We start from the raw sequence: 11,164 nt of genomic DNA on the forward strand, positions 1-11,164 counted from the left end.
TATTTCCACTATCAATCCACGATGTGGAACTCTGGGACCTGTCCGGAATCCGGACAAAGTCTCCCCCTCAGTCTCATGTTCTGGAGAAGCGAACGTGCTCACGATCGGTGACAAGTTCCCCGAGTTCGACCTCAAGGCCTGCGTTGACCTGGACGCCGCGAGCGCCTTCGCCGACATCGACCACAAGACCTACGAGGGCAAGTGGAAGATCGTCTTCTTCTGGCCGATGGACTTCACCTTCGTCTGCCCGACCGAGATCGCCGCGTTCGGCAAGCTGAACGACGAGTTCGCCGACCGTGACGCCCAGATCCTCGGCGTCTCCGGCGACTCCGAGTTCGTGCACCACGCCTGGCGCAAGGACCACAAGGACCTGCGCGACCTGCCCTTCCCGATGCTGGCCGACATCAAGCACGACCTGATGCGCGCCTGCGGCGTCGAGGCCGAGGACGGCACCGCCCAGCGCGCCGTCTTCATCGTCGACCCGAACAACGAGATCCAGTTCGTCATGGTGACCGCCGGCTCCGTCGGCCGTAACCCCAAGGAGGTCCTGCGGGTGCTGGACGCCCTGCAGACCGACGAGCTGTGCCCGTGCAACTGGAACAAGGGCGAGGACACCCTCGACGCCCAGGCCCTCCTGGCGGGCTGACCCATGGCCCTCGACGACCTGAAGGCCGCCCTGCCGGACTACGCCAAGGACCTCAAGCTCAACCTCGGCTCGGTCATCGGCAACTCCGACCTCCCCGCCCAGCAGCTCTGGGGCACCGTGCTGTCCTGCGCGATGGCCACCCGCAGCCCCGGTCTGCTGCGCGAGCTGGAGCCCGAGGCCAAGGCCAACCTCTCCCCGGAGGCGTACACCGCCGCCAAGGGCGCGGCCGCGATCATGGGGATGAACAACGTCTACTACCGGACGCTGCACCTGCTCTCCGACAAGGAGTACAGCACGATGCGCGCCGGTCTGCGGATGAACATCATCGGCACCCCGGGCGTCGAGAAGATCGACTTCGAGCTCTGGTGCTTCGCGGTCTCGGCCATCAACGGCTGCGGCCAGTGCCTCGACTCGCACGAGGCCGTCCTGCGCAAGGCCGGCGTCGAGCGCGAGGTCATCCAGGCCTCGATGAAGATCGCCGCCGTCCTCCAGGCCGTGGCCGGCGTCCTCGACTCCGAGGCCGCCCTCGCCGCCGTCAACGCCTGACGCACCCGGCAATCCGAACGACGGGCCCCTCCGCCTCGCGGAGGGGCCCGTCGGCGTTTCCGCGCCCCGCCCCCTTCGGACTCCGCTACGGTGCCAGGCGATCCGTACACGGCATTCGATCCGGGAGGGAGCCGGGGTGTCCGACCACCCGGGCAGCGGCGGGGGATTCCAGCTCGACGCCGACCTGCTCCACCAGGCCGCCGGGAGCGCGAGCGCGGCGGCTGCCCAGCTCCCCGCCCACGCGAAGGCCGTCCTCGACGCGGCCCACCAGGCCGTCTCCGGGCTGCGCGGACTCCACTGCGGCGCGGCGCTCGAAAGCTGCGCGGGCGCCTGGCACACGCTGCTCGACGAGCTCCACACGACGATGAGCGGACACGGGCGGCGCCTCGAAGAGGCCGCCCGCCGGTACCAGCGCACCGACGACCAGGTGACCACCCGGTTCGTCCCGACAGCGGCGCAGCAGCGGAACTTCGTCCGGCACTTCGGGTAGCGGGCCGCGACCGTGGATCTCGCGACGCTGCGCGACGCCGACTTCGCCGCCCTCCACTGCGCCGCCGACGCGTACGACGGCCTGCACGGCGCCCTGGGACAGCACCTGGAGAACTGGCGCAGCGGGGTCGACCAGCGGCTCGCCGCCGCCGGCTGGACCGGACCGGCGGCGGACGCGGCGACCCCCTCCCTGGCACGCACCGCCGGCGAGTTGAAGGCCGCCCACTCCGAGCTCGGACAGCTCGGCAGGGTCCTGCGCGCCGGTGCGGACGCCCTGGTCCTCGCCCGGTCGGAACTGCGCACGGCCCTGGAGGACGCCCGGACCGCCGGAATGAGCGTCACCGAGCACGGCGCCGTCACCTGGGAGCCGGCCCCGTACGCCGACCGGCACGATCCCGACCACCGCAGGAGCAGCGAGCGCACCGCCACCGCGCTCGCCGCCCGCATCCGCACCGCCCTGGCCCGGGCCGAGGCCATCGACCGGGCCGTCGCCGCCCGGCTCCGGCACTACACCGCCCGCGCCCTCGACGGCACCGGCCTCGACCCCGACTCCGCCGCCCGCGACCGGCTCGACCCCGGCCTCGGCGCAGCGACCCTGCTGCGGATCGCCGTCCCCCCGGACGACGCCCCGCCCGCCGAGGTGAACGCCTGGTGGAACGGGCTCCCCGCCGACGAGCGGCAGCGGCTGATCACGGACCACCCGGAACTCGTCGGCAACCGCGACGGCATCCCCGCCGCCGCCCGCGACCAGGCGAACCGGCTCCTGCTCCCCCGGCTCCTCGCGACGTACCAGGCCCACCCGCCGCCGCTCTCCGACCGGGACCGGCTCAGACTCGAGGGCTTCCGCAGGATCAGCGCGCGACTGGCGGCCTCCGAGGGGCAGGACCCGCCGGTCCTCCTGCTCGGCATCGCCGAGGAGGGCCAGGGCCGCGCCATCCTCTCCTTCGGCGACCCGGACACCGCCCGCAACGTCACCTCCCTGGTCGGCGGCATGGGCACCGAACTGCAGCGCATCGGCGGCGGCGACGCCGACCGGGCCAGGGCGGTGTACGACGCCGCCCTCCGCGCCGATCCCACCCGCAGTACGGCGTCGATCGCCTGGCTGGGCTACGACGCGCCGCTCGGGCTCGACGTCGCGTCCCCGAGCGGGGCACGGGCGGGGGCCGACGCCTTCCACCGGTTCCTGGCCGGACAGCGCGCCACCCATCAGGGAGCCCCGGCGCACGTCACGGCCCAGGGCCACAGCTACGGCTCGCTCGTGGTCGGCCTGGCCGCACAGCGGCCCGGCGGCCTCGCGGCCGACGACCTCATCCTGGTCGGCAGCCCCGGCGCCGGGGCGGATCACGCCTCGGACCTCGGGGTGGGCGCGGACCACGTCTACGTCGGCGCCGCCGCCCACGACCACGTCTCCTGGGCTCCCGACCCGGCCGCCCTCGGTCCGCCGGCCCGGTTGTCCCCGAACGCCCGCTGGTACGGCACGGACCCGGCGAGCGCCGAGTACGGTGCCCACCGCTTCGCCGTGGCCGACGGGGCGCTGAACGCCGCCACGCACTCGTCCTACTGGGACGACGGGCCCGGCGGGAACCACGCCTCGATCGACAACATCGGCCGGATCGTCAGCGGCCACGGCGACCGGATCACGACGGAGCACCCACGATGACGGACCGGCGCTCCGACCCCGGCTACTCGGCGGTGGCCTCCGCCGCCTGAGCGGACCGGGTCGCCTGGGCTGCCTGCGCCGACCTGACCGTCCGGTCCGACTGGCCTGTCCGGTCCGGCTGGCCCGGCTGGGCCGCCGCCGTGCGTTCGGCGGCTTCGCGGGCGGCTTCGAGAGCGGTGAACACGGCCTGGCCGGCCTCGTTGCGCCGGCGCAGGTGGGTGACCACCGTGTTGGTGACGGCGATCAGCGGGACGGCGACCACCGCGCCGCCGATGCCGCCGATGATGCCACCGGCCGCGACGCCGAGGACCACGCCGAGCGGGTGGACCCGGACGGCCCGGCCGAGGATCAGCGGCTGGAGGATGTGGCTCTCCACCTGCATCACCACGATCAGCACCACCAGCACCATCAGCGCCGTCCACGGCCCCTGGGTGACGAGGGCGATCAGGACCGCGACGGTGCCGGTGACCAGGGCGCCGACCAGGGGGACGAAGGCGCCCAGGAAGATGATCACGGCCAGCGGCACGGCGAGCGGCACGCCCAGCAGTTCGAGGCCGGTGCCGATGCAGACCGCGTCGATGAAGGCCACGCAGACCGTGCCGCGCACGTACGCGGTGAGCGTGATCCAGGCCTTCGGGCCGGCCCCGGCCATCGCGAAGCGGGAGTGTCGGGGCAGGCCGCGCAGCGCCCAGTTCCAGATCTTCGCCCCGTCGTAGAGGAAGAAGAAGGTGGTGAAGAAGGTCATCAGCAGCGCCGTCAGCACCTCGACGGCGATCTGCGCGCCCGTGATGGACGCCGAGGTGAGCTGGTCGCTGTTGGTGGTGATGGCCTTGGTGATCTGGTTGGCGAAGTCGGTGATCTGCTGCTGGGTCAGGTGCAGCGGGCCGGTGACCAGCCAGTCGCGCAGCTGGTTGACGCCGGTCTTCACCTGGTTGGTGACGTCCGGGAGGTTGGTGGTCACCTGCCACGCCACGAACCAGCCGACCAGCCCGATCCCGGCCAGACCGCTCAGGAACACCCCGCCCGCCGCGAGCGAGCGCGGCACCCCGCGCCGGCGCAGCCAGGAGACGGAGGGCTCCAGCAGCGCGGAGATCAGCAGCGAGGCCAGCACCGAGAAGGCGACCAGCCGCAGCATGTCGACGACGTAGAAGACGACGTACAGCGCGGCGCCGAGCAGCAACAGCCGCCAGGTCGACTCGGCGGCCACCCGCAGCCCCCACGGCACCGCCTCGGCGGGGGTGGCGGGCCGGCCCGGGTGGTACTCCCGCCCGAGGGCGGCGTTCGCGGCCGGTACGGGCGGTGCGGCCGCCGCCGCCACGGGCGGCGTGGCCGGGGCCGGGTCGGTCGCGGCGGCCCCGACGACCGGGGCGGACCCGGCCGGATCGGCGGCCGGCGCCGGGTCGGCTCGCGGTACCGGGTCGGCTCGCGGTACCGGGACCGGCCCGACCGCCTCGGCCAGGGCCGGGGCGTGGAGTTCGTGCGGATCGGCCGCCATCGCGGCGCGTCGGCGCCGTTCGATCACGGCGGCCGCGCTGGCCACCACGGCCATGCCCTTGGCCACGGCCTTGAAGGCCTTTCCGCCCCGCGCCATCCTCGCTACCACCGCTTCCCCGCTGAACCCGCCGAGTCCGGCGGGACGCCGTGGGTCCTGCCACGGCCGTCAAGGGATGACGCTACCCGCCGGGGGCCGTCGGAGTCCGCCGGGCCGGGGGTTCGGCTCGACCGCCCCGTTCCGCGAACCCGGGCAAATCACCGCAACACGGATGGTTTCGTCCATGCGCCACCGGGGAGGAAACCGAACGAGACGGCGGGTCGTCCCACTCAGGCCAACTGCCGGCGGACCGGCCGGCGCGGGAGGCAACCAGGACCCCTTCCCGCGCCCCGCGTCCGCACCCGGGCCGCACCGCCCGCGAGCGCACTGGTCAGCGCAGCCCGGGCGGCGCGGTCCGTCCCTTCCCACTGGGCGGCAGACCGGCGCGGACCGGCAGCGAACCGGCAACGAACCGGCAACGGACGCGACGGGAGAACGCCACGGCCCCCAGCCACTCGCCCAAGGGGACGAGCGGCCGGGGGCCGTACGCGAGTGCACCGCCTTCTCGGCGGCGGCCGCCTTCGGAGCTGTCGGCGGCCTAGTACCAGTTGTGCGCCTGCCAGAACGACCAGGCGCCACACGGGCTGCCGTAGCGGCTGTTCATGTAGCTCAGGCCCCACTTGATCTGGGTGGCCGGGTTGGTGCGCCAGTCGTCACCGGCCGAGGCCATCTTGGAGCCGGGCAGCGCCTGGACCAGGCCGTACGCGCCGGAGCTCTTGTTGGTCGCGGTGTAGTCCCAGCCGCTCTCGCGCTTCACGATCTGGCTGAAGCACTGGAACTGCGCGTCGCTGCCGACGATCTGCCGGGCCATGTCCTGGACGGAGCCGGGGCTGACCGAGACCGCCGGAGTGCTGTCGTCGTCGACCGCGGTCATCGCCGAACGCGCCTTGGAGCGGTTGGCGGCCTCGGCGGCGGCGCGCTGGTCGGCGGCGGCCTTGGCGGCCTTGTCCGCGTCGGCCTTGGCCTGGGCATCAGCCTTGGCCTGGGCGTCCGCGGCGGCCTTCTGGCGCGCGGCCTCCTCGGCGGCCTTCTGCTCGGCGGCGGCCTTGGCCGCGGCGTCGGCGGAGGCCTGCTGGGCGGTCGCCTGCTGGCCGATGTTGTCACTGATGGTCTGCGCCTGGGCGCCAGAGGGGACTTCGGCAAGCAGGGTCGCGCCCGCGACGTCGACCGTCTGCGTCGTCTTGCCCTCGCTGCCCGAGGCCATCCCCACGACGGCACCGACTGCGGTGACGGCGGTGGCGGAGGCCACAGCGACTCCCCGGACCGAGATCCGAGTCACATGGATTCCTTCCAGCATCGCCCATGCGTGACCGTACGGGCGCAACATGCCCCTTGGCACGGACCTCCGCTGGGTGTTCCGGTCACGGGAGGTGCTGGCCCGGCGTCCGGTCGAGGTGAGTTCGACCGGGCGTTGGAATCGGGCGGCGTACGGCTCGTCGGTCTTCAATTGTGCGTCCACCGACTGGAGTTGGCGGACCATCCGGGGCCTGACTCCCGGGGTCCGGAAGCCCTGCCGCGCCGTACGCGGGGCCTGACAGAACCCTCACCATGCCGCACCGGGCACTGTCGACGCAATTCCCGCCTGCGTGGCGCATGTCACATTCACCGCGCGGAAGTTCCCCGGACAGATGACACTCGATGTGATGAAAGGGACGGGGCCCGCTCCCCCAGGAGCGGGCCCCGCAGCGCCAGTTGAACCTATTGTCCGACTATGCCCCGATCAGGATCGGTTCACGGGTGGATGTCCTCCAGCATCTCCGTGACCAGCGCCGCGATCGGGGAGCGCTCCGAGCGGGTGAGCGTGATGTGGGCGAAGAGTGGATGGCCCTTCAGCTTCTCCACCACCGCCACCACACCGTCGTACCGGCCGACCCGGAGGTTGTCCCGCTGGGCCACGTCGTGGGTGAGCACCACCCGCGAGCCCTGGCCGATCCGGGACAGCACCGTCAGCAGGACGTTCCGCTCCAGCGACTGGGCCTCGTCCACGATCACGAAGGCGTCGTGCAACGAGCGTCCCCGGATGTGGGTCAGCGGCAGGACCTCCAGCATCCCCCGGGCGATGACCTCCTCGATCACGTCCGGGGTGGTGACGGCGGAGAGGGTGTCGAAGACCGCCTGCGCCCAGGGGCCCATCTTCTCCGCCTCGGTGCCCGGGAGGTAGCCGAGCTCCTGGCCACCGACCGCGTACAGCGGCCGGAAGACCATCACCTTGCGGTGCTGCCTCCGCTCCAGCACCGCCTCCAGCCCCGCGCACAGCGCCAGCGCCGACTTCCCGGTACCGGCCCGGCCGCCCATCGAGACGATGCCGATGTCCGGGTCGAGCAGGAGGTCCAGCGCCACCCGCTGCTCGGCGCTGCGACCCCGCAGTCCGAACGCCTCGCGCTCTCCGCGCACCAGCCGGACCCGGCCGTCCCCGGTGACCCGACCGAGCGCCCGGCCGCGCTCCGAGGTGAGCACCAGCCCGGTGTGCACCGGCAGCTCGGCGACCCCCTCGATGTCCACCCCGGCGTCGTGGCCTGCCGCGAACAGCGCGTCCACCTGGTCGGCCTGGACGTGCAGCTCGGTCATCCCCGTCCAGCCGGAGGTGATCGCGAGCTCGGCCCGGTACTCCTCGGCGAGCAAGCCCACCGAGCTGGCCTTGATCCGCAGCGGGAGGTCCTTGGAGACGACGGTGACGTCGTAGCCCTCGGCCTGCAGGTTGCGGGCGACCGCCAGGATCCGGGTGTCCGCCTCGCCGCCGCCGGCCCGGTAGCCGACCGGCAGTATCGAGACGTCCGAGTGGTTGAGCTCGACCCGGATCGTCCCGCCGAGTTCGCCGACCGGGATCGGCTCGTCGAGCCGTCCGTGGCGGATCCGGTAGTCGTCGAGCAGTCGCAGTGCCTGGCGGGCGAAGTAGCCCAGCTCCGGGTGGTGCCGCTTGGCCTCCAACTCGGTGACGACCACCACCGGGAGCACGACCTCGTGCTCCTCGAAGCGGGTCATGGCGAGCGGGTCCGCCAGGAGCACGCTGGTGTCGAGAACGTACGTGCGCCGGTCTGGTGTCCGGCGGCTCTTGGAACTGACCACTAGGCCTCCAGAGCGGATGACCCTGCGTCATCCGCGGCAAGCCGGCCCCCGCTGCCCCGGTGGCCTCGGGACCGGACTGACTGGAGTATTCCCAGGCGAGGAGCGGTGCATTCGCGTCCCCGGCGAACTGACGGATCATTGCCGGTGAACGTTTGGCCTCGCACCGGGCCCGGGTAGGCCATGCCTACGGCGGTCACTTTCACCCGGTCAGGCGCGGGCCGGGGCCCGTCCTCCCTTGTCCGCAGGCGGGGGTGACGGAACCTACAGCCCCATCCGCCGGTGCCGCTGCTCGTACGCGCGCAGGGCGCGCAGGAAGTCGACCTTGCGGAAGGCCGGCCAGTAGGCCTCGCAGAAGTAGAACTCGCTGTGGGCGCTCTGCCAGAGCAGGAAGCCGGACAGCCGCTGCTCGCCCGAGGTGCGGATGATCAGGTCCGGGTCGGGCTGGTTGCGGGTGTAGAGGTGCTCGGCGATGTGCTCGACGGTCAGGATCTCGGCCAGTTCCTCGATCGAGGTGCCGCGCCCGGCCTGTTCCTGGAGCAGCGAGCGGACCGCGTCGGCGATCTCGTGCCGACCGCCGTAGCCGACGGCGACGTTGACGGTGATGCCGTCGATCCCGGCGGTCTGCTCGGCGGCGCGCTTGAGCACGTCGGCGGTGTGCTGCGGCAGCAGGTCCAGCGCGCCGACCGGGTTGACCCGCCAGCGGCGGGCGCCCGCGAGGCCGGTGACGGCGTCCTCGATGATGCCGAGCAGCGGGACCAGCTCGTCGGCCGGACGGTCCAGGTTGTCGGTGGACAGCATCCACAGGGTGACGACCTTGACGTGGGTCTCGTCGCACCAGCCGAGGAACTCGCTGATCTTGTCGGCGCCGCGCTGGTGGCCGTACGCGGTCGAGCCGCCGGTGGCCTTGGCCCAGCGGCGGTTGCCGTCCAGGATCACGCCGATGTGGTGGGGGGTGCGACCGAGGTGGACCTCCACCCGGCGGCCGTAGAGCCGGTACATCCCGCCCAACAGGGTGCGCAGCCCCGGAGTCCGTTCGGCGACATCGCGCAGACCCATGTTTCCCGGCCCCTCCGTGCTCGTTCAGCTGGTGCGTCACCGCACCGGCGCAGCCTACTCCGGCGCACTGGCGCGCGGTAAAGCAGCAGGTAGCGGTCTGGTCACAGTCCTGTACGAAGACTGTCGCGAGGTGTGCGCCGCGGGCTGCGCGGGGGCTGCGGCGGGACGGAGCGGGAGTGGAACCGGGCTGGAGCCGGGCTGGAGCCGGGGTGGACACGGAACGGTCTCCGAATCCTTAAGGAATCCGTAAGCCGACGGTCGGATGCTTGACGACCCCTATTGGTCTAGTCCAGCTTGTGACCCGGGACGGCGGCGTCCGCCCCGTCCCGCACGGCTCACACCGGACCTCCCCTCCCCCACACGCGGCCGCCGCGCCCCCCACCGCGGCGGTCGCTCCTCCCCCAGGAGCGTCACCCCATGGCCCGTACGCTGAAGCAGCCCGTCCACAAGCGCCGGCGCAGCCCCCTCCCGGCCGTCGCGGCCGGCGCCACCGCCCTCGTCCTGGCCGGCGGCAGCCTCGCCCTCTTCGCCGGCGGGGCCGGCGCCGCGGTCGGCAACCTGGTCGCCAACGGCGGCTTCGAGAACGGGCTGGGCGGCTGGTCCTGCACCGGCGCCGCGACCACCGTCTCCTCGCCGGTGCACGCCGGCACCGGCGCGCTGCAGGCCACCCCGAGCGCCGGCGACACGGCCGAGTGCAGCCAGACCATCAGCGTGCTGCCCAACACCAGCTACACGCTGAGCGCCTGGGTACAGGGTCCGTACGTCTACCTCGGCGCGCGCGGCACCGGCGGCACCGACCCGTCCACCTGGTCGAACCAGAACAGCTGGAACCAGCTGTCCACCACCTTCACCACCGGCGCGAACGCCACCAGCGCCACGGTCTACCTGCACGGCTGGTACGGGCAGGGCGCCTACCTCGCGGACGACGTCGCGCTGAACGGCCCGGGCGGCACCTCCACCCCGTCCCCGACGGCGACCCCCACCCGGACGCCGACGCCGACGCCGACCGCGACGCCCACCCAGACGGCCACGCCGACCAGCACCCCGACCACCACCCCGACGCCGACCCCCACCGCCACCCCGACCACGCCGCCGGCCACCGGCCTGCCCGCCCACGTGGTCACCGGCTACTGGCAGAACTTCGACAACGGCTCCACCCCGCAGCGCCTCAGCGACGTGCAGAACGCGTACGACATCATCGCGGTCTCCTTCGCCGACGCCGTGCCGACCCAGACCGGGGCGATCAGCTTCACCCTGGACGCGGGCCTGTCCAAGGCGCTCGGCGGCTACACCGACGCCCAGTTCCGCGCCGACGTCAAGGCCAAGCAGGCGGCCGGCAAAAAGGTCATCCTCTCCATCGGCGGCCAGAACGGCGCGATCACCGTCGGCGACGCCACCGCGGGCGCCAACTTCGCCAACAGCGCCTACGCGATCCTCAAGGACTACGGCTTCGACGGCATCGACGTCGACCTGGAGAACGGCGTCCAGGCCGGTCCGCTCGGCAACGCGCTCCACGCCCTGCAGGCCAAGGTCGGCCCCGGCTTCGTGCTGACCATGGCTCCCGAGACCATCGGGATGTACAGCACCTCCGGCGCCTACTTCCAACTGGCGCTGAACACCAAGGACATCCTGACCGTCGTCAACACCCAGTTCTACAACTCGGGCGGCATGAACGGCTGCGACGGCAAGGTCTACAACCAGGGCACCATCGACTTCATCACCTCGCAGGTGTGCACCCACATCCAGGGCGGCCTGCGGCCCGACCAGGTCGGCATCGGCGTCCCCGCCTCGACCAGGGCGGCCGGCGGCGGCTACGTCGACCCGTCGGTGGTGAACAACGCGCTGAACTGCCTGGCCACCGGCAACACCTGCGGCAGCTTCGTGCCGCCGGCCAAGTGGCCGACCATCCGGGGCGCGATGACCTGGTCCACCAACTGGGACGCCAACAACGGCAACGCCTTCTCCACCACGGTCGGCGCGTTCGTCCACAAGATGCCCTGAGCCCCTCCGGGATCCGACCAGCCCCGGGGGGGGGGGGGCCGCGGGGGGGGGGGGGGGGGGGGTGTAGGGCCCGCCCCCCAGGCTTGCGCCTCGCCGGGCTCGTCCCTCC

Annotated in this window: 9 protein-coding genes; 5 read left to right on the forward strand and 4 right to left on the reverse strand. The window is 72.6% G+C overall.

Annotated elements, in window-relative coordinates; translation table 11 throughout:
• Positions 1 to 94 precede the first annotated feature (94 nt).
• The 4 genes from ACZ4WV_RS24455 (at position 95) to ACZ4WV_RS24470 (ending at position 3,341) form a co-directional block, all read left to right on the forward strand.
• Entirely contained in the window at positions 95 to 646 is a 552-nt protein-coding gene (locus tag ACZ4WV_RS24455; protein WP_465750126.1) for a peroxiredoxin, read from the forward strand.
• A 3-nt stretch (positions 647 to 649) separates the two neighbouring features.
• Entirely contained in the window at positions 650 to 1,192 is a 543-nt protein-coding gene (locus tag ACZ4WV_RS24460; protein WP_380453855.1) for an alkyl hydroperoxide reductase, read from the forward strand.
• Positions 1,193 to 1,328: 136 nt separating this feature from the next.
• A complete protein-coding gene (locus tag ACZ4WV_RS24465) occupies positions 1,329 to 1,682 on the forward strand; it encodes a hypothetical protein (protein ID WP_465750129.1) in 354 nt (117 codons plus the stop codon).
• A 12-nt stretch (positions 1,683 to 1,694) separates the two neighbouring features.
• The gene (locus ACZ4WV_RS24470; RefSeq protein WP_465750131.1) at positions 1,695 to 3,341 is read left to right on the forward strand and encodes an alpha/beta hydrolase; all 1,647 of its coding nucleotides are present in this window, start codon (positions 1,695 to 1,697) and stop codon (positions 3,339 to 3,341) included.
• A 22-nt stretch (positions 3,342 to 3,363) separates the two neighbouring features.
• Here the strand turns inward: ACZ4WV_RS24470 and ACZ4WV_RS24475 are convergent, their stop codons facing one another.
• From ACZ4WV_RS24475 to ACZ4WV_RS24490, 4 genes are all read right to left on the reverse strand, one after another.
• Positions 3,364 to 4,932, reverse strand: coding sequence for an AI-2E family transporter (locus ACZ4WV_RS24475; protein WP_465750132.1), 1,569 nt, complete (start codon positions 4,930 to 4,932; stop codon positions 3,364 to 3,366).
• Positions 4,933 to 5,470: 538 nt separating this feature from the next.
• On the reverse strand, positions 5,471 to 6,211 hold the full coding sequence (locus ACZ4WV_RS24480; protein WP_465750134.1) for an aggregation-promoting factor C-terminal-like domain-containing protein: 741 nt from the start codon (positions 6,209 to 6,211) through the stop codon (positions 5,471 to 5,473).
• A 452-nt stretch (positions 6,212 to 6,663) separates the two neighbouring features.
• On the reverse strand, positions 6,664 to 7,998 hold the full coding sequence (locus tag ACZ4WV_RS24485; protein WP_465750136.1) for a PhoH family protein: 1,335 nt from the start codon (positions 7,996 to 7,998) through the stop codon (positions 6,664 to 6,666).
• Between the two features lie 261 nt (positions 7,999 to 8,259).
• Positions 8,260 to 9,054 (reverse strand): isoprenyl transferase, encoded by a 795-nt coding sequence (locus ACZ4WV_RS24490; protein ID WP_465750137.1) that lies wholly within the window; start codon positions 9,052 to 9,054, stop codon positions 8,260 to 8,262.
• A gap of 417 nt (positions 9,055 to 9,471) precedes the next feature.
• On the opposite strand from ACZ4WV_RS24490, the gene ACZ4WV_RS24495 reads away from it, so the two are divergent.
• The gene (locus ACZ4WV_RS24495) at positions 9,472 to 11,055 is read left to right on the forward strand and encodes a chitinase (protein ID WP_465750139.1); all 1,584 of its coding nucleotides are present in this window, start codon (positions 9,472 to 9,474) and stop codon (positions 11,053 to 11,055) included.
• Positions 11,056 to 11,164 lie beyond the last annotated feature (109 nt).

Source organism: Kitasatospora sp. NPDC029312, from assembly GCF_055569215.1.

What these genes read in the sequence shown, in the direction of transcription:
- ACZ4WV_RS24495 (WP_465750139.1), top strand. Translation starts at nt 9,472, where the DNA reads ATGGCCCGTACGCTGAAGCAGCCCGTCCACAAGCGCCGGCGCAGCCCC.
- ACZ4WV_RS24490 (WP_465750137.1), bottom strand. Translation starts at nt 9,054, where the DNA reads ATGGGTCTGCGCGATGTCGCCGAACGGACTCCGGGGCTGCGCACCCTG.
- ACZ4WV_RS24475 (WP_465750132.1), bottom strand. Translation starts at nt 4,932, where the DNA reads ATGGCGCGGGGCGGAAAGGCCTTCAAGGCCGTGGCCAAGGGCATGGCC.
- ACZ4WV_RS24460 (WP_380453855.1), top strand. Translation starts at nt 650, where the DNA reads ATGGCCCTCGACGACCTGAAGGCCGCCCTGCCGGACTACGCCAAGGAC.